The organism is Pseudomonas hydrolytica, assembly GCF_021495345.1.
Classification (GTDB): domain Bacteria; phylum Pseudomonadota; class Gammaproteobacteria; order Pseudomonadales; family Pseudomonadaceae; genus Aquipseudomonas; species Aquipseudomonas hydrolytica.
This window is the reverse complement of record NZ_CP099397.1, coordinates 2,607,709-2,624,954: the sequence shown is the minus strand read 5'-3', so window position 1 is coordinate 2,624,954 and position 17,246 is coordinate 2,607,709. Positions and strand designations below refer to the sequence as shown.

The following is a 17,246-nucleotide window of genomic DNA, read 5'->3' as shown; positions in this document are numbered from 1 at the left end:
TTCGCCCGGAGCTCGACTTCGGCAGCCGGTCCCGCTGCGGACTATCCTTGACGATTCACTTTCATCACGTTTTCGCAAATCCCCGCCGAACCAGGCTGCCAGGGTGACCCACAAGGTCTTACACGGCATGCGCAGCTTTGGAACATGGGTCTTTGCGGATGCACTTGAGGCAGACCCATGACCCAGGAAATCGGCGGCTTTGCCGCGCTCGGACTTCATCCCAATATTCTCGCCGCTCTGACCGCCGTCGGTTACGAAGAGCCGTCTCCGATCCAGTCGCAGGCCATTCCGGTGATCCTCGCCGGCCACGACATGATCGGCCAGGCGCAGACCGGTACCGGCAAGACCGCCGCCTTCGCCCTGCCGCTGCTGAGCAAGATCGACCCGGCCAAGCGCGAGCCGCAGGTGCTGATCCTCGCCCCGACCCGCGAGCTGGCCCTGCAGGTGGCCACCGCTTTTGAAACCTATTCCAAGCAGATGCCGGGCGTGAACGTCGTCGCCGTCTACGGCGGCGCGCCGATGGGCCCGCAGCTCAAGGCCCTGCGCATGGGCGCACAGATCATCGTGGCCACGCCGGGCCGTCTGGTCGACCACCTGCGTCGTGACGACAAGGTGCTGTCCACCATTCAGCACCTGGTGCTCGACGAAGCCGACGAGATGCTCAAGCTGGGCTTCATGGACGATCTGGAAATCATCTTCGAAGCCATGCCGGAAAGCCGCCAGAGCGTGCTGTTCTCCGCCACGCTGCCGCATTCGATCCGCGCCATCGCCGAGAAGCATCTGCGCGAGCCGCAGCACATCAAGATCGCGGCCAAGACCCAGACCGTCTCGCGCATCGAGCAGGCGCACCTGATGATCCACGCCGACCAGAAGACCAACGCCGTGTTGCGTCTGCTGGAAGTCGAGGATTTCGACGCGCTGATCGCCTTCGTGCGCACCAAGCAGGCCACTCTGGATCTGGCCTCCGCGCTGGAAGCCAAGGGCTTCAAGGCCGCTGCGCTGAACGGCGACATCGCCCAGAACCAGCGCGAGCGCGTGATCGAGTCGCTCAAGGACGGTCGTCTGGACATCGTCGTCGCCACCGACGTCGCCGCCCGTGGTATCGACGTGCCGCGCATCACCCACGTGTTCAACGTCGACATGCCGTACGACCCGGAATCCTACGTACACCGTATCGGCCGTACCGGCCGCGCCGGTCGCGACGGCCGTGCGCTGCTGCTGGTGACCCCGCGCGAGCGCCGCATGCTGCAGGTGATCGAGCGTGTCACCGGGCAGAAGGTGGGCGAGGTCAAGCTGCCGAACGCCCAGCAGGTGCTCGATGCCCGTATCAAGAAGCTGACCAGCAGCCTGGCGCCGCTGGTCGCGGACGCCGAAGCCAGCCATGGCGAACTGCTCGACCGCCTGACCGCCGACATCGGCTGCAGCCCGCGCGCGCTGGCCGCCGCGCTGCTGAAGAAGGCCACCAACGGTCAGGCGCTGGATCTGGCCAGCGTCGAGCGCGAGCAGCCGCTGGTGCCGGGCGTTGGTGGTGCGCCGCGTGAGCGTCGCGAGCGTGATGGTGATCGTGGCGGCGAGCGCGGTGAATACCGCGAGCGCCGTGCGCCGCTGCCGCTGGCCGAGGGTCGTGTACGCTGCCGTACCGCGCTGGGCACTCGCGACGGCATCGCCGCGAAGAACCTGCTCGGCGCCATCCTCAACGAGGGCGGCCTGGCGCGCGAAGCCATCGGTCGCATCCAGATCCGCGAGACCTTCAGTCTGGTCGAGCTGCCGGAAGATGGTCTGGACCGTCTGCTCGGCAAGCTGAAGGACACCCGCGTGGCCGGCAAGGCGCTGAAACTGCGTCGCTACCGCGAGGATTGATCCACCAGGCTCGATGCCTTGCCGCTGGATCAGCAAAACGCCGCGCCCTGCACAGGGCGCGGCGTTTTTGTTTGTGCGCCAGCCTGTCAGCCGGTTTCGCTGAGATTGGCCTTGGGCGCCAGGCGGTCGAACACCTCGGGCGTCAGCGCCGCTTCGCCAGCCTCGTCGAGCACTTCGCGCGGGTGCTCGCTGCCGGGGATGCTGCTGTCGAGCATGCTCAGCAATTGTGCGCCGCGCGCGGTGAGGATGAAGTTCTCGCCGTTGCCGCCTTCTTCCTCCGGGCGCGGCTCGATAAAGCCGTTGTGCAGCAGGCGGGCCTCGTAGCGGGCGGCTTCGGCGCGCAGGTGGTCGAGATTGTCCACGTGCTCACCGGCATTTTCGTGCTCCTCGGCCAGCTCTTCGGCATAACGGCGCGGGGCGAAGGGTTTGCCGGCGGAGTTCTGCGCCTCGTGCAGCAGGCGTTCGATCAGGTCCCAGTCATGTTTCATGGCGGTACTCCCTAAGCGATGGGCTTATAGGGTCCGACTTCACTGACGCGGTACGGTTCGACCCAATTGCCGAGCGGTCCATGCAAAGCAAAACGCCCCGAACCAGTCGGGGCGTTTCGTTCGCTTCTGCCAGCGCTGATCAGGCGCGGCGACGGAACAGCGGTTGCGGCTGATCGGCCGAAGCCTGATAGACCTCGCTGTAGTCCTCGAAGGCCTTCAGCGCATCAAACGGGTCCTTGTCCGCGCGCAGGGCGAAGGCATCGAAGCCGACGCGCTTGAGGGCGAACAGCTGATCGCGCAGCACGTCGCCGATGGCGCGGATTTCGCCCTTGTAGCCGTAGCGGGTGCGCAGCAGGTAGGCGGTGGAGGAGTGACGGCCGTCGGTGAAGGCCGGAAATTCCAGGGCGATAACCTGGAAGTGCGCCAGGTCATCGGCGATTTCCTCGACCTCGTCGCCGGCTTCCAGCCATACGCCGAGGCCGCCGTCGCGGGCTTTCAGCGCATGGGCATGCTCGCGCCACAGGGCCAGCGGGACGATGATGTCGTCGCAGTTGGGAATGACGTCCAGGGTCACGTCCTTGGCCAGCAGGTGCCAGGTTTCGTCGACCACCTGACCGTTCTTAATGATTCGCTGCATAGACGCGCTCCTTGAACGGGTCGATACCGACACGGCGGTAGGTGTCGAGGAAGCTTTCTTCTTCGGTGCGTTGCTCGACGTAGACCTTGATGATCTTGTCGATCACGTCCGGCATGTCGTCCTGAGCGAAGGAGGGGCCGAGGATCTGCGCCAGGCTGGCTTCGCGACCGGCGCTGCCGCCGAGCGATACCTGGTAGAACTCCTGACCTTTCTTGTCCACGCCGAGGATGCCGATATGGCCCACGTGGTGGTGACCGCAGGCGTTCATGCAGCCGGAGATGTTCAGGTCGATATCACCGATGTCGAACAGGTAGTCGAGGTCGTCGAAGCGGCGCTGAATGGCTTCGGCCACCGGAATCGACTTGGCGTTGGCCAGCGAGCAGAAGTCGCCACCCGGGCAGCAGATGATGTCGGTCAGCAGGCCTACGTTCGGCGTAGCGAAGCCTTGTTCGCGCAGCTCGCCCCACAGGGTCAGCAGCTGACGCTGCTCGACGTCGGCGAGGATGATGTTCTGGTTGTGGCTGTTGCGCACTTCACCGAAGGCGTAGCGATCGGCCAGGTCGGCGATGGCGTCGAGCTGCTTGTCGGTGACGTCGCCCGGCGCCACGCCGGTGGGCTTGAGCGACAGGGTCACCGCGACGTAGCCGGGCTTCTTGTGGGCGAAGGTATTGCGCTGGCGCCAGCGGGCGAAGCCCGGGTGTTCGGCGTCCTGCTGGGCGAGCAGGGCGTCTTCGTCCTGCAGGGTCTGGTAGGATGGGTCGACGAAATGCGCGGCGACGCGGGCGACTTCGGCTTCGGTCAGGGTGGTCGGGCCGTCCTTGAGGTGCGCCCACTCGGCATTCACGCGCTCGGCGAACACCTCGGGGGTCAGCGCCTTGACCAGGATCTTGATGCGCGCCTTGTACTTGTTGTCGCGACGGCCATAGCGGTTGTACACACGCAGGATGGCGTCGAGGTAGCTGATCAGGTGCTGCCAGGGCAGGAATTCGTTGATGAAGCTGCCGACGATCGGGGTACGGCCCAGGCCGCCGCCGACGGAAACGCGGAAGCCCAGCTCGCCGGCCTCGTTCCTCACCGCTTCCAGACCGATGTCATGCACTTCGATGGCGGCGCGGTCGCTCACGGCGCCGTTGACGGCGATCTTGAACTTGCGCGGCAGATGGCTGAACTCGGGGTGGAAGGTCGACCACTGGCGGATGATCTCGCACCAGGGGCGCGGATCGACGATCTCGTCCTTGGCCACGCCGGCGAACTGATCGGTGGTGGTGTTGCGGATGCAGTTGCCGCTGGTCTGGATGGCGTGCATCTGCACGGTGGCCAGCTCGGCAAGGATCTCCGGCACGTCTTCCAGGTCCGGCCAGTTGAACTGCACGTTCTGCCGGGTACTGATGTGCGCGTAACCCTTGTCGTAGTCGCGGGCGATCTTGGCCAGCATGCGCACCTGGGTGGACGACAGCAGGCCATAAGGCACGGCAACGCGCAGCATCGGCGCGAAACGCTGGATATACAGACCGTTCTGCAGGCGCAGCGGACGGAATTCCTCGCCGCTCAGCTCTCCGGCAAGGTAGCGGCGGGTTTGATCGCGGAACTGCTTGACGCGATCCTCGACGATCTGTTGATCGTACTGGTCATAAACGTACATGAAGGGTCCTGTTGTCAGGCTACTTACTGCCAATCAGCGCGCACGGCCGCGCACTCCCGAGGAGCCGGGGCACGATACCAGCTCAGGTTTATGCGTAAAAGTGATGTTTGAATATATAAACCTAGGTTTAGGGAATAAGACTGTCTCAGAGCATAACCATATGGTTTGAGCGTTGGCCAAGCCTGGTCTTAAATGCACAGTGCATTACCCACAAGCACAAGAATAGGGGGAGTCATGAGCGAGCACAGTGAACCGGAGAAATCCGACAGCCTCATCGATGCGTGGGCCATATTGAGCCTGATCCTGATCGCCGTTGCCACGGCGGTGTTCTGGGTCAGCGGCCAGTAGTCTTCGACGCGCTTGCAGAGGCCGACCCGTCTTGGCGGGCGGCCTTTTTGCGTTTATGCCTTTATACTGCGCCCGGTTCTCGGGGAGGGGCGTCGTGATCAGGTGGATGCTGGGGCTGTTGCTCATGGGGTGCTGCTGCCTTGCTGGCGCGCAGCAGCGGCCGGTTTCCATGGTGTTTCTCAACCCGGGATACAGCGACGAGCCGTTCTGGGTCGCCTATTCGCGTTACATGCAGGACGCAGCCGACGATTTGGGCGTCGAGCTGCGCGTTCTCTACGGCCAGCGCGACAATGCCCGTATCCTCGACAATGCCCATCAGGTCCTGGCTGGCAAGCATCCCGATTACCTGATCTTCGTCAATGAGCAGTTCACCGGGCCAGAGATCCTGCGCCTGTTCGAGGACAGCGAGGTGCGTCTGTTCGCCTTGCACAGCACCCTTACCCCTGAGCAGCAGGCGCTGGCCGGCGGCAGCCGGGAGCGCTACCGGCACTGGCTGGGTAGCCTGGTACCCAACGATGAGGAGGCCGGCTACCTGATGGCGCGTGCGCTGATCGCCCTGACAGACGGCAAGCCTGCGGAAATGCTGGCGTTCACCGGCATCAAGCAGACGCCCTCGGCGACCTTGCGCGTCGCAGGGCTGGAGCGAGCCCTGGCCGAGGCTCCGCATGTTCGTCTGCAGCAGATGCTGTATGGCGAGTGGCGTCAGCAACGTGCCTACGAGCAGGCGCAGGCGCTGCTGCCGCGCTATCCGAATCTCAACCTGGTGTGGGCGGCCAACGACGAAATGGCCTTCGGTGTCATGCAGGCGGCCGAGGAGCAGGGCCGCCGCCTGCACTACGCGGCGCTGAACAATTCCCACCGTGTGCTGCAGGCACGTATCGAGAGGCGTATCGAGGTGCTGGCCAGCGGCCATTTCATTCTCGGGGGATGCGCCCTGGTGATGCTCTACGATCATTCCAGGGGGCTCGATTTCGCCGAGCGTGGTGGCAAGGACCAGGTGGCCAGCCTGCTGCGCCTGATCGATGACAAGGATGCCGAGCGCCTGCTCACTCGCCTCGACCAGGACGACATCGGCCTGGATTTCCGTACTTTCAGCGCCACCCAACGACCGCAGATGAGCCGCTACGCCTGTTCCATCGACAGCCTGCTGCGCTGATCAGCCGGTGGCCAGGTGCAGGATCAACTTGACCGCCCCCAGCAGTACCAGCACGAACAACCCGGTGAACATCAGCCCGAGCAGAATGAAGTGACTGGGCTTGCCGCGGCTGAAGTCGCGGCTGCGGTTCTTGCCGCTCTGTACCCCCAGTGCGGCGGCCAGCACGCTCTGCAGCATTTCCCATAGCGTCAGGGGCGGTGGTGGCTGTTGTTTGTCTGGCTCGTTCATAGGTGCTCTCCCGGTCTCCCCTGAGCATAGTCGCTGTCTGGCCGCAGCGGCCGCTGCAGCGCCGCCGGCATAGGCCGAGGAGCGCTTAGCCAACGGGTGGCAAACGGCTATAGTCAAGCACAGGGAGCCACTGCAGGCAGGAGCGTTGCCCGTGATGCCCAGACCGTTACCCCGCGCGCTCGGTGAGGCACTCGGTGCGCTGGTTCGCCAGTATCTGCCTGATGCGCTGCGGCAACTCTGTCTGGCACTGGAGCAGGCGCTGGCAGAGCAGCGCTTGCGCGCCTTTTCCAATGAAGAAGCGCAGGCCTGCGAGCATTTCATGCGCTTTTGCCGCAATCAGCAGGAGCGCGCCATCGCCAGCTGCGTGCAGGGCATCTGCGGGGGGCTGCTGGCTCTTCCGGAGCAGGCCGCCGTGCTCGACAGTCGCAGCGAGTGGAGCCTGGTGGACGATGAGGAAGTCGACGACATGCTGCTCGCGCGGCGCCTGGTGCGCACCTTGCGCGAAAGCCTCGGGGTACGTGAGTGGCGGGTCTGCGGCTGTTTCAACCGTCTGGCCGGCGAGCCTCTGGCCGATGCGGACAACCCCCTATCGTTCGAATTTCTCCTGCGTCAGCTGCAGGCCGAGCTACGCCTGCGCAATCAACCGCTCGGCGTGCGCGCCCTCTACCTGAGCGAAGCCGGACGCCTGCTGCCGGACTTGCTGCAGCCTTACATGCAGGCGCTGGTCGAGCAGTTCGCCGCACAGCGGATCGAGCCGCTCAGCGCCGAACTTGCGCCAGCGCGTGCCCACACGACGCCGCCACGGGCCGAGGCGGCGTCCGCCACCTATCAGGCCATCCAGCAACTGCGGCGCAGCCAGCCTGCAGCGTCGCCGCCCGTCCAGGCGGCCCAGACGCATGGCGAGATCCCCGCGGCACTGCTCGGTCGCTTGCGCAGCCAGCCGGTGCCGAGCGGTGGCTGGACGGCGCAGGCACTGCTCGAGCAATTTCGGCAACAGGACTGTGCCCTCAGCCTGCGCCAGCAGGAGGACACCCAGCTGGTGAGCGAGGTGTTCCAGCATCTGACACAAGATGACGGCCTGGCGCCGGCGCTCAAGCCAGGCATCGAGCGCCTGCTGCTACCGGTATTGCAGGCGATGCTGAAAGAGCCGGCCGCCCTGGCCGACAGCAATCACCCGGTGCGTGCCACCCTGGATCGTGTGCTGCGCCTGGGTGATCACTGCGAACCGGCCAACCCCGCGCTGGAAGGCCGGGTGCACGAGGTGATCGAGCAGATCATCGCCGGCTATGACGGTGACAACCGGAGCTTCGCCGTGCACGCCGCGGAGCTGGACGAACTGATCGACCAGCAGCAGCGCAGCTATCGGCAGAATGCCGAGCGGGTCAAGCAATTGCACAAGGGCCAGGACACCCTCAAACAGGCCCAGCGGGAGCTTGCCGACGCGCTGCGGGAGCTGCATGGCGAGGAGAGCGTGCCCAGATTGTTGCTGGAGTGGTTGGACGCCGGCTGGCGCGACCTGCTGGTGCATGAACTGATCCGCCTGGGCCGACAGAACCTGACCTGGCGCCTGGACATGTCCCTGACCGGGATGCTCTGTACGCGCCTCAACGAACGGGCCAAGGAGCCTTTTCGCGGCGATCCCGAGGCCTATGCCGCGGAGGTCGAGCATCAGTTGCAGGTGCTCAAACGGCGCATGGAGGCCTTCGGTGCCGGCAGCTTCCAGTACGGCCCGGTGTTGGCCAGGTTGCGCCAACAGCTGCTCGGTGAGGCGCCCGTGCAACTGGCGATCCCAGAGCATCTGCCAGGGGCCCGGCCGGTGCTGGCAGACGAACTGCAGCGCTGGGGCGAGCGCCTGGAGCAGCTCCATGAGGGGGCTCGCCTGCAGGATGCGAACGGCCAGGTGCATCGCCTGGTGTGGAAGAACCCGGCGATGGATCACTACGTGCTGGTCGACCGTCAGGGCCGCGAGAGTGGATGTTTCACCGAGCAGGCACTGGTCGCCGAGCTGGCCAGCGGACAGTTGCTGATAGAAGAGGGCAGTCGCGATTCCGACAGCCTGGTGCAAAGAACCCTGCAGGACATAGTAGGGCGCCTGTATCGCGAGGTCGCCCATGCCCGCAGTCATGACGAGCTGACCGGTCTGCACAACCGCCGCGCTTTCGAGTCCGCGCTTGCGCAGAGCCTGGCCAGCCGCAGTCGGCACGCCTTCCTCATGCTGCACCTCGACCAGTTCGCCCTGATCAATACCCACTCCGGGCCGCATGCCGGCGACGCCTGTCTCGGTCGCGTCAGCGAGCTGCTGCGGCGCTGGTTGCCTCAGGCCAGCTGCCTGGCACGGGTCGGCGGAGTGGATTTCGCGGCGGTGTTGCCCGGGTGCAACGAAGCCCAGGCAGCGGATCTGGCCGAGCAGGTGCGCCGCGAAGTGGAGAGCGAGGGCTTCGTCTGGGAAACGCGCAAGCATGGCATCACGCTCAGCGTCGGGGTGGTCGAGGCGGCGCAGCGGCATGACGTCGCCAATCTGTTCTGCGAGCTGCAATCGGCCTGCAACGCCGCCAAGGAAGCCGGGCGCAATCGCGTGCACTGCTTCAGCATGGCCAGTGACGACAGTCGCATCGGCCTGCTGGCCATTGCCGCGCGGGTCGACGACATCGTCGAGCGCGAGGACCTGGCGCTGCGCGTACAGCAGATTGCGCCGACGGCAGGACAATCCAGCGAGCTGCCGCACTACGAGCTGCTGCTGGTGATGCAGAACGAATTGCAACTGCAGGACTTCATCGCGGCCGCGGAACGCTATCACCGCATGAACAAGGTCGATCGCTGGGTGCTGCGCCACATCTTCGCCGTGCTCGATCGACATCCTGACCTCTGGGGCCGCTGCAGTGCGCTGTCGATCAATCTGTCCGGCAGCAGCCTGAACGACGACAAGCTGCTGGGGTTCATCGAGAGCCTGTTCGAGCGCTACCGGGTCGACCCGCGGCGCATCTGCTTCGAGCTGACCGAAACGGCGGCGGTCTCCAACCTGGCCAAGACCGCCGATCTGGTGCGCCACCTGCAGCGCGCTGGCTGCAGTTTTTCGATCGATGACTTCGGCGTGGGCTTCTCCAGCTACGACTACCTCAAGCGCCTGCCGGTGGATTACGTGAAGATCGACGGCAGCTTCGTCAGGGAGATCGAGCGCTCCTCCAGCGATCTGGCCATGGTTCGCTCGATCAACGAGATCGCCCACGCCCTGGGGCGGCAGACCATCGCCGAATACGTTGAAACGCCTGCCATCCGCGCGCGTCTGCTGGAAATGGGGGTGGATTACGTGCAGGGATATGGCGTGCAGAAGCCCGTGAGCCTGGAGGACTGGCTTGGCGTGGCGGCGCTTTGACCCGCGCAGGGTGAATCGGGCAAGCTGCGCCGCGCCCCCGGAACGATGCCCACCATGTTCGACGACGACTTTCCCGACGATACCGCGCAGACCGAGCGCACCCGCCAGATCATCCTGCGCTATCACCTGAGCTGGAAGCAGCGCGATCTGGAGGCCGTGCTGGCGCTGTATCACCCGCAGGTGGAGTACAACGATTTCTACCAGCAGCGCAGCATGCAGCTGGCCGAGCTGCGCGCCTACGTCGCCGGCAACCTGCCGCGCCATCCCGGCGAGTCGCTGGAGCACTTCGACCGCATCCGCATCGACGGTCACACCGCATTCATCCAGTACCGCACCCGTGTGCAAGGCAGCGAGGGGCTGGTGTCGTTCTGCACCGGCGAGGCCATCACCGTACGCGACGGGTTGATCTGGCGCGTCAACGAGTACGCCACCCTGATGCGCGAACGGCAGCCGCTCGGTGCGCCCGGTGCGCGGCCGGCGATCAGTCGCCTGGGGCTGTCGAGCCGCCAGCTCGGGCAGATGGCGCAGGACCTGCAGGACTATTTCCAGCGCAGCCAGCCCTTTCTCGACCCCGAGCTGAACCTGCAGCAGGTGGCGACGGCCACCGGCTACAGCCGCAACCAGGTTTCCCACCTGCTCAATCAGGTGCTCGGTGAAAGCTTTTACCGTTACGTCAATCGCGTGCGCCTGCAGTACCTGCTGGCGGGGCTCGAGGCTGACAGCGACCCGGTGCGTATCGACGAGCTGGCATTCGCTGCCGGCTTCAACTCGCTATCGGCGTTCTACAGCTGCTTTCGGCGTCATACCGGGCTTTCTCCCAAGGCCTATCTCAAGCAGCTTTCCTTGCGGGCGCGCACGCAAGACGGCCGCTGAGCGCTGGCGCTAGCCTTGCGCCATGGATATGACGGAGGTACGGATGAACCCCTGGCGCAACATCAGCCTGTGGATGGATCAGCTCGAGGAGCCGCTGCAGCCGCGCGCCAGTTTGCAGGGCGACCTGCAGGCGGATGTGGTGGTTGTCGGCGCCGGTTATACCGGACTGTGGACGGCCTACTACCTCAAGCGTCAGGCGCCGCAGCTACAGGTGGTGATACTGGAGGCGGAGACTGCCGGTTTCGGCGCCTCCGGGCGCAATGGCGGCTGGCTGATGGGTAATCTGCTGGGTGAGGATCGTCTGCTGGCGGGCTTGCCGACTGCCGAGCGCAAGGCCGCTTTCGAGCTGCTGCATGGCATCCCTGACGAAGTGGCCGCAGTGGCGAGCCGCGAAGGCATCGATTGCGAACTGCAAAAGGGTGGGGTGCTTTACTGCGCGGCCCGCTATCCCGAGCAGGAAGCTCGACTGCGTGAATACCTCGGGGAGCTGCGTGCGCTCGGCTTGAGCGAAGACGATTACCGATGGCTGGCGCCGAACGAACTGGCCGAGCAGTTGCGCGTGGCCAATGCCTACGGCGCGCTCTACAGCCCGCACTGCGCGACCATCCAGCCGGCCAGGCTGGCCCGTGGCTTGGCGCGCTGTGTCGAAGGGCTGGGCGTCGAGCTGCACGAGCGCAGCCCGGTGATCGACTGGCAGCCGGGCCAGGTGCGCACTGCGCACGGCCGCGTCACGGCAGACTGGGTGGTGCCGGCCATCGAAGGCTACGCCGCTACTCTGGCGCCCTTGGGCAATCACCAGTTGCCAGTACAGAGTCTGATCGTCGCCACCGAGCAGCTGCCGGCGGATGTCTGGGCCGGTATCGGCCTGGAGCGTGGCCAGGCCTTCAGCGAGTTCAGCCGGCAGGTTACCTACGGTCAGCGCAGCCGCGATGATCGCCTGATCTTCGGTGCTCGCGGTGGCTACCGTTTTGGCGGGCGCCTGCGCAGCGATTTCAACCTGACCGAGGACGAGCTCGGCCTGCGCCGTTACCTGATGGCCGAGCTCTTCCCGCAACTGCGCAACGTGCGCTTCACCCATTCCTGGGGCGGCAATCTGGGCATGGCGCGGGGCTTCCAGCCGCACATGCTGCGCGATACGCGCAACCGCATCGCCCTGGCCGGCGGCTACGGTGGCGAGGGCGTGGGCGCCAGCAACCTTGGCGGGCGGACCCTGGCCGATCTCATCCTCGGCCGCGACAGCCTGCTGTTGCGCCAGCCCTGGGTACATCCCGACAGCCCGGTTGCCAGCCTGCGCCGCTGGGAGCCGGAACCCTGCCGCTGGCTGGGCTACAACGCCATCATCCGCAGCTTCGTGCATGAGGACAGGGTGCTGGCCGACCCGCGCAGCCCGGCCTGGCGTCGGCGTCTGGCGCAGGCGCTGGCCGGGCGCATGGAAAGCCTGATGAAATGAGGCGGCGACAGCCTGGCTGTCGCCCTGCGCTGTTGCTTCAGACCTTGAAGCGGCCGAGCAGACGGTCCTGCTGGCCCACCTGTTCCACCATCGAGGCGCATTGGCGTACCTGCTGTTCGGCGCCGCCGGCCAGTTCATGGCTGATGTCGCGAATGTTGGTGGTGTTGCGGTTGATTTCCTCGGTGGTAGCGCTCTGCTCCTCGGCGGCGGTGGCGATCTGCAGGTTCATGTCGTTGATGCGGGTGATCGCCTCGCGAATGCGCCCGAGCATGTCGTTGGCCGCGCCGGCTTCCTCGGCGGTCTTGCTGGCGGTATCGCGGCTCTGCTGCATGCGGCTCTCGGCCTGACGCACGCCGCCTTGCAGCTGGTCGATCATCTGGCGGATTTCCTGGGTGGCCTGCTGCGTGCGCGAGGCCAGCGAGCGCACCTCGTCGGCGACCACGGCGAAGCCGCGGCCGGACTCGCCTGCGCGCGCTGCTTCGATGGCCGCGTTCAGCGCCAGCAGATTGGTCTGCTCGGCGATGCTGGTGATCACCTGGAGGATCGACTCGATGTTGTGGCTGAGCTTGGCCAGCTCGTTGATCGCATGGCTGGTTTCGTCCATCTCGTCGGCCAGATGGCGAATGGCCGAGCTGGACTGCGACACCACGCGAACGCCGTTTTCGGTTTCTTCGTTGGCGGCCACGGCCGCCTGGGCTGCGGCCTGGGCGTTGCGCGCCACCTCTTCGGCGGTGGACGCCATCTCCTGCATCGCGGTGGCCAGCTGGTCCAGCTCCTGCAGCTGTTCCTGCAGCCGGCGAGCGGCCTGCTCGGATTCGTGGGAGGTGAGGGCGGTGCTCTCGCGCACCTGCTGCGAGCTGCCCATCACGTCGCCGATCAGGGTCTGCAAGGTCTGCAGGAAACGGTTGAACTCCTGCGACAGCTCGCCGATCTCGTCGTTGCTGGTGATGGCCAGGCGGCGCGTCAGGTCGCCTTCGCCGCTGTTGATCTCGCGCAGCGAGGTGCTGAGCAGGCCCAGCGGTTTGAGCAGGCTGTTCATCAGCACGCCGAGCACCACCAGGCTGATGGCGACGCCGATCACGGTACCGATCACTGCCAGCCAGGTCAGGCGATTGGCTTCGGCCATGACCACGCTTTCGTCCAGCACCACGCCGATGTACCAGTCCATGCCGCGCAGGTTGGGCAGCGGGGTGAAGGACAGCAGCAGGCTCTTGCCGCCGGCTTGCACTTCGCGCAGCTCCTTACCCAATGCCGGGCTCTGGCCGTCGAACAGTTCGCTGTAGGACTTGCCGTTGTAGTCGGCGTTGGGGTGGGAAATGATGTTGCCCGACCGGCTCAGCAGGAAGGCATAGCCGGCGCCGTTGAAATCCAGGGTGTTGACCGCGTCGGCCACCGACTGCAGGCGGATATCGCCGCCGAAGGCGCCGAGAAACTGGCCCGCATCGCTGATTCGGGCCACGGCGGAGATGAGAATCTCATTGGTGGTGGAGTCCACATAGGGTTCCGTCAGCATGGCCTGGCTGCCGCTCTTGCCGGTGGCGTACCAGGGGCGCTTGCGGCCGTCCCAGTCAGGGCTGGGCTTCCAGTCGTCACTGTTCTTGATCGGCTTGCCGTCCGCTTCCAGTGCTCCGAATACCAGGATGAATTCGTTTTTCAGCAGCGGCGCATCGAACACCCGCTGGATCTCCTGCGGGCTGTAGTTGCTGTCGATGGTCTGCGCCATCAGATCGATCAGGCGCAGCTTGGCGTTGAGCCAGTTCTCGATCTGCCTGGCCAGCGCGTTGCTCGATTCGGAAATGCTGGCTTCCACCTGGCCGCGCAGGGTGTCGCGCACCTGGCTGACCTGCAGCAGCGACAGCAGGCTGGTGGTGAGAAAGAGAACGGTAGCGGCTGCGATGCCGACCTTGTGAGCGATTTTCATGGATGGCTCCTGGAGCGCCGAAACGACGGGGCTGCATCCATGCAGGACAGGTACTATCAGCTTAGTACGGTGATGGCATATTGCCTTGCTGAGGCTATTCCCATCTCTTATCGGCTTGCAAGCCTCGTTCTTGAGGGCTCAGCGGCGAGAAAGACGCAGTCGGCTGGTGTTTACCAGGTCCACGGCACGCGCCCGTAGCTGCCCGCAGCCCCCGTCGATATCCTGACCGGCGCTGTTGCGCACCTTGGTCAGCACACCACGGCTGTGCAGGTAGCGCACCATCTGCACGATGCGTTCGCCGTCCGGACGCTGGTAGTCGTCGGCGTCCAGGCTGTTGTAGGGGATCAGGTTGAGCACGGCGAACTTGCCCTTGAACAGACGCAGGATGTTGTCCATCTCTTGCTGGCTGTCGTTGATGCCCTTGAGCAGCGTCCACTGGTACTGGATGGGGTAGTCGATGCTGCGCGCGTAGGCCTCGCCCAGTTCCATCAGCTGTTCGGGATCGATGCGAGGCGCCTTGGGCAGCAGGCGCTGACGCAGCTCGGCATCGGTGGTATGCAGCGACAGGGCCAGGGCAGGGCGCACGCGCTGCTGCGGCAGGCGCTCGAATACCCGAGGATCGCCCACCGTGGAGAACACCAGGTTCTTGTGGCCGATGCCGCCCTCGGTACCGAGCAGGTCGATGGCCTCGAGCACGTTGTCGAGGTTGTGCGCCGGCTCGCCCATGCCCATGAACACCACCTTCTTCACCGGGCGAAAGCGCCGGCCCAGCGCGACCTGGGCCACCATCTCGGCGCTGCTGAGCTGGCGCAGCAGGCCGCTTTTGCCGGTCATGCAGAACACGCAACCCACGGCGCAACCGACCTGGCTGGAGATGCACAGGCCGTCGCGCGGCAGCAGCACGCTTTCCACCATCTGCTTGTCGGCCAGCTCCACCAGCAGGCGCGCCGAACCATCGGCCCCCGGATGCTCGGAGCGCAGCCGGACCAGCGCGTCCAGTTCCGCAGCAATTGCCGGCAACCCCTGGCGCACGGAGAGCGGCAGGAAGTTCTCGGTCTTCTGGTGCTTGGTGCCGGTGTCCAGGGGTTTGCCCTGCAACCAGGCGCGCGTGATCCGCCCGATATGCTGGGGTTTGGCGCCAAGGGCGGCGAGGCGTTGAGTGAGGTCGGCGAGCTGCATGGGGCGCGGATGCTATCACTTGGCCGCGGCGTCGACCACGTCGAAGCGCAGCACGCCGATCATCTGCCCGGCCTCTGTGACCACTCGCACCTGCCAGCGGCCCTGCGGGTCGTGGGGGAAATTCAGCTTGTGGGTCCAGGCGCGGTAGCCTTCCTTGCGCCCGCCGTGAATGTCCAGGGCGATGCGGTCGACTTCGCGCCCGTTGTGCTGCCAGAGGTGATAGATGCGCTCGTTCAGACCGCGCGGGGCATTGATCGCGGTATAGGCGTACAGCCCGTCATCTTGCAGCTGCGCCAGGGTGACGGTGGTGAGCGGCTCTCCCGGCGTGCGCAATTGGCCGTCGAAACGGTCGCTGATGGCGACGTCGGCCAGCCACAGGGTGGCCGGTGGCACCCAGACCCGCGCCATCCAGCCGCCGCCGGCCAGGGCCAGCGGCAACAGTGCGAGGGCCAGCGTGCGTCGCCAGCCGGCGCCGCCGATCAGCCCGGGCAGGCTCGGCAGTGCCAGCAGCGTCGCCAGGGTCAGGGCGATGCCGTAGCTCTGCGGCGTGCTGAGATGGAAGATGATCGGCAGGGCGGTGAGCATCACCGCGAACAGCGCCAGGCTATGGAACACCAGCAGCAGCCAGCGGCGCGGTGCCAGCCAGCGGTAGTACAGCGGGTCGGTAATGGATACCAGGGCCGCTGCGGCCAGCAGGCCGCTGAACAGCAACTGTCCGCTGTTCCAGGTGGTGGTGATGAGGAAGAACGGGAGGACGAAGAACAGGCTTTCCTGATGGATCATCTGCGTTGCATAGCGCAGTAGCGGCAGCGGCAGTTCGAAGCCGAAACGCCGGGCGATGCGCTCACGCAGCAGGTTTTCCAGCATCAGCCAGAGCCAGCTCACCAGCAGCACCACCCCCAGCACCTTGGCCAGATGCGCCTGACGATCGACCAGCAGAAAGCTGGCCAGGCCCGAGCAAAAGCCGAACAGGGCGATCAACCCGGGATAACGGCGTGTCCAGGCAAGCAGGGCGGGAATGCGATCGAGCAGCGCGTTCATCGGTTCAGGACGGGGCAAGGGTGGGGGCGCATCCTAGGCAGCGGCAAGGTCGCGCGCAAGCGAGTCGTCAGCCGAACTGGCGATGGCGAACGGCTTGCGGCAGTATGGCGCCCCCGTTTCACCGCCGAGTCCGAAAACGATGAAATTCATCCATCAACGCGAGCATCTGGAAGAGGGCGATCTGGTGGTTATCCAGTGTTCGCAGCCCTGCAACATCCGCCTGATGAACGATGCCAACTTCCGTGCGTTCAGGAACCGCGGCCGGCATAGTTACCACGGCGGCGCCTTCATCAAGTTTCCGGCGAAGATCCGCGTGCCCTCCAGCGGCTTCTGGAACATCACCCTGGATACCGTGACCCGTCGAGCCGTGAGCATGACGCGCAAGCCGCAGATGGAATACAGCATCAAGATCGTGCGTCGACCGGGGGCCTGATCCTCGCTCTTCGCACCCGCGGGCAAGACGCGAGAGAAAAATGCTAAACCCTGGCCGCCGAGGCAGGGTCACAACTGATGAATCCGAAATTAAAGAGGGAGCATCAGTATGTTGAAATTTCTCGGCGGCACCGTTGGCATCATCTTCATTATCGGCCTGATCGTGGTGATCGGTCTGTTCAAGCTGATTTTCTAAGCGCACGCGCAGTCAGGCCTTGCCCCGCTGCCAACGGCAGCAGGGCAAGGTTCGTTCAGAGGCGGCGTCTGTTTTCGTGATACTGCGCGCAGGTCATGAAGCCCTTGCTGTCGACACGGCCGTTGACGTCGAAATTCACGTAGTAGGGCTGTTCGTGCCCGTCGACATTGAGCACGTAGTTGTTGCAGGTGCTGCCGCTGAGACTGTGCTCGACCTGTGAGGAGGGCGGGCCGCCAAGGGTGCGTACCTGTTCCTGGGTCATGCCGTGATCGACCTGCTTGACCAGTGGTTCGTCGCGGAAGGTCACGTAGTCCACAGGGTTCTCGATGGTCGAGCAACCTGCGAGCGTGGCCGCCACGGCCAGTACGGCAAGGCTGTGCTTGTACATGTCGTCGCTCCGTCGCATGAGCCGGATTGGCTCG

Annotated in this window: 15 protein-coding genes; 7 read left to right on the top strand and 8 right to left on the bottom strand. The window is 65.1% G+C overall.

Annotated elements, in window-relative coordinates; all coding sequences use genetic code 11:
• The first annotated feature begins 177 nt into the window (after positions 1 to 177).
• Positions 178 to 1,860 (top strand): DEAD/DEAH box helicase, encoded by a 1,683-nt coding sequence (locus L1F06_RS12130; RefSeq protein ID WP_012018551.1) that lies wholly within the window; start codon positions 178 to 180, stop codon positions 1,858 to 1,860.
• Between the two features lie 86 nt (positions 1,861 to 1,946).
• Here the strand turns inward: L1F06_RS12130 and L1F06_RS12125 are convergent, their stop codons facing one another.
• From L1F06_RS12125 to L1F06_RS12115, 3 genes are all read right to left on the bottom strand, one after another.
• Positions 1,947 to 2,348: a transcriptional regulator gene (locus L1F06_RS12125; RefSeq protein WP_096826427.1), complete on the bottom strand. Its 402-nt coding sequence runs from the start codon at positions 2,346 to 2,348 to the stop codon at positions 1,947 to 1,949.
• A gap of 139 nt (positions 2,349 to 2,487) precedes the next feature.
• Positions 2,488 to 2,985 (bottom strand): DUF934 domain-containing protein, encoded by a 498-nt coding sequence (locus L1F06_RS12120; RefSeq protein WP_129482765.1) that lies wholly within the window; start codon positions 2,983 to 2,985, stop codon positions 2,488 to 2,490.
• On the bottom strand, positions 2,969 to 4,627 hold the full coding sequence (locus L1F06_RS12115; RefSeq protein ID WP_129482764.1) for a nitrite/sulfite reductase: 1,659 nt from the start codon (positions 4,625 to 4,627) through the stop codon (positions 2,969 to 2,971). Before L1F06_RS12115 ends, L1F06_RS12120 begins: the two co-directional genes overlap by 17 nt.
• A gap of 517 nt (positions 4,628 to 5,144) precedes the next feature.
• Here L1F06_RS12115 and L1F06_RS12110 point away from each other — a divergent pair.
• Entirely contained in the window at positions 5,145 to 6,131 is a 987-nt protein-coding gene (locus tag L1F06_RS12110; RefSeq protein WP_129482785.1) for an ABC transporter substrate-binding protein, read from the top strand.
• Here L1F06_RS12110 and L1F06_RS12105 read toward each other — a convergent pair whose 3' ends face one another.
• Positions 6,132 to 6,359: a DUF2970 domain-containing protein gene (locus L1F06_RS12105; protein ID WP_012018556.1), complete on the bottom strand. Its 228-nt coding sequence runs from the start codon at positions 6,357 to 6,359 to the stop codon at positions 6,132 to 6,134.
• Positions 6,360 to 6,513: 154 nt separating this feature from the next.
• On the opposite strand from L1F06_RS12105, the gene L1F06_RS12100 reads away from it, so the two are divergent.
• From L1F06_RS12100 to L1F06_RS12090, 3 genes are read left to right on the top strand one after another with little or no spacing between them, the layout of a single operon-like run.
• The gene (locus L1F06_RS12100; protein WP_129482763.1) at positions 6,514 to 9,732 is read left to right on the top strand and encodes an EAL domain-containing protein; all 3,219 of its coding nucleotides are present in this window, start codon (positions 6,514 to 6,516) and stop codon (positions 9,730 to 9,732) included.
• 54 nt (positions 9,733 to 9,786) lie between these two features.
• Positions 9,787 to 10,605 (top strand): AraC family transcriptional regulator, encoded by an 819-nt coding sequence (locus L1F06_RS12095; RefSeq protein ID WP_129482762.1) that lies wholly within the window; start codon positions 9,787 to 9,789, stop codon positions 10,603 to 10,605.
• 43 nt (positions 10,606 to 10,648) lie between these two features.
• A complete protein-coding gene (locus L1F06_RS12090; RefSeq protein ID WP_129482761.1) occupies positions 10,649 to 12,055 on the top strand; it encodes an NAD(P)/FAD-dependent oxidoreductase in 1,407 nt (468 codons plus the stop codon).
• A 37-nt stretch (positions 12,056 to 12,092) separates the two neighbouring features.
• Here the strand turns inward: L1F06_RS12090 and L1F06_RS12085 are convergent, their stop codons facing one another.
• From L1F06_RS12085 to L1F06_RS12075, 3 genes are all read right to left on the bottom strand, one after another.
• Complete coding sequence (locus tag L1F06_RS12085; protein ID WP_129482760.1) at positions 12,093 to 13,976, bottom strand: methyl-accepting chemotaxis protein; 1,884 nt, start codon at positions 13,974 to 13,976, stop codon at positions 12,093 to 12,095.
• Positions 13,977 to 14,114: 138 nt separating this feature from the next.
• Positions 14,115 to 15,155: an RNA methyltransferase gene (locus tag L1F06_RS12080; protein ID WP_129482759.1), complete on the bottom strand. Its 1,041-nt coding sequence runs from the start codon at positions 15,153 to 15,155 to the stop codon at positions 14,115 to 14,117.
• 15 nt (positions 15,156 to 15,170) lie between these two features.
• Entirely contained in the window at positions 15,171 to 16,196 is a 1,026-nt protein-coding gene (locus L1F06_RS12075) for a DUF5924 family protein (protein ID WP_129482784.1), read from the bottom strand.
• A 139-nt stretch (positions 16,197 to 16,335) separates the two neighbouring features.
• On the opposite strand from L1F06_RS12075, the gene L1F06_RS12070 reads away from it, so the two are divergent.
• Positions 16,336 to 16,629, top strand: coding sequence for a DUF1883 domain-containing protein (locus tag L1F06_RS12070; RefSeq protein WP_003246948.1), 294 nt, complete (start codon positions 16,336 to 16,338; stop codon positions 16,627 to 16,629).
• Positions 16,630 to 16,737: 108 nt separating this feature from the next.
• Entirely contained in the window at positions 16,738 to 16,824 is an 87-nt protein-coding gene (locus L1F06_RS25060) for a small membrane protein YohP (RefSeq protein ID WP_455580337.1), read from the top strand.
• 55 nt (positions 16,825 to 16,879) lie between these two features.
• Here L1F06_RS25060 and osmE read toward each other — a convergent pair whose 3' ends face one another.
• A complete protein-coding gene (gene osmE / locus L1F06_RS12065) occupies positions 16,880 to 17,212 on the bottom strand; it encodes an osmotically-inducible lipoprotein OsmE (RefSeq protein ID WP_003246947.1) in 333 nt (110 codons plus the stop codon).
• Between the last annotated feature and the right edge of the window lie 34 nt (positions 17,213 to 17,246).

What these genes read in the sequence shown, in the direction of transcription:
- L1F06_RS12075 (WP_129482784.1), bottom strand. Translation starts at nt 16,196, where the DNA reads ATGAACGCGCTGCTCGATCGCATTCCCGCCCTGCTTGCCTGGACACGC.
- L1F06_RS12080 (WP_129482759.1), bottom strand. Translation starts at nt 15,155, where the DNA reads ATGCAGCTCGCCGACCTCACTCAACGCCTCGCCGCCCTTGGCGCCAAA.
- L1F06_RS12120 (WP_129482765.1), bottom strand. Translation starts at nt 2,985, where the DNA reads ATGCAGCGAATCATTAAGAACGGTCAGGTGGTCGACGAAACCTGGCAC.
- L1F06_RS25060 (WP_455580337.1), top strand. Translation starts at nt 16,738, where the DNA reads ATGTTGAAATTTCTCGGCGGCACCGTTGGCATCATCTTCATTATCGGC.
- L1F06_RS12070 (WP_003246948.1), top strand. Translation starts at nt 16,336, where the DNA reads ATGAAATTCATCCATCAACGCGAGCATCTGGAAGAGGGCGATCTGGTG.
- L1F06_RS12115 (WP_129482764.1), bottom strand. Translation starts at nt 4,627, where the DNA reads ATGTACGTTTATGACCAGTACGATCAACAGATCGTCGAGGATCGCGTC.
- L1F06_RS12085 (WP_129482760.1), bottom strand. Translation starts at nt 13,976, where the DNA reads ATGAAAATCGCTCACAAGGTCGGCATCGCAGCCGCTACCGTTCTCTTT.
- L1F06_RS12100 (WP_129482763.1), top strand. Translation starts at nt 6,514, where the DNA reads ATGCCCAGACCGTTACCCCGCGCGCTCGGTGAGGCACTCGGTGCGCTG.
- L1F06_RS12090 (WP_129482761.1), top strand. Translation starts at nt 10,649, where the DNA reads ATGAACCCCTGGCGCAACATCAGCCTGTGGATGGATCAGCTCGAGGAG.
- osmE (WP_003246947.1), bottom strand. Translation starts at nt 17,212, where the DNA reads ATGTACAAGCACAGCCTTGCCGTACTGGCCGTGGCGGCCACGCTCGCA.
- L1F06_RS12095 (WP_129482762.1), top strand. Translation starts at nt 9,787, where the DNA reads ATGTTCGACGACGACTTTCCCGACGATACCGCGCAGACCGAGCGCACC.
- L1F06_RS12105 (WP_012018556.1), bottom strand. Translation starts at nt 6,359, where the DNA reads ATGAACGAGCCAGACAAACAACAGCCACCACCGCCCCTGACGCTATGG.
- L1F06_RS12125 (WP_096826427.1), bottom strand. Translation starts at nt 2,348, where the DNA reads ATGAAACATGACTGGGACCTGATCGAACGCCTGCTGCACGAGGCGCAG.
- L1F06_RS12110 (WP_129482785.1), top strand. Translation starts at nt 5,145, where the DNA reads ATGGTGTTTCTCAACCCGGGATACAGCGACGAGCCGTTCTGGGTCGCC.
- L1F06_RS12130 (WP_012018551.1), top strand. Translation starts at nt 178, where the DNA reads ATGACCCAGGAAATCGGCGGCTTTGCCGCGCTCGGACTTCATCCCAAT.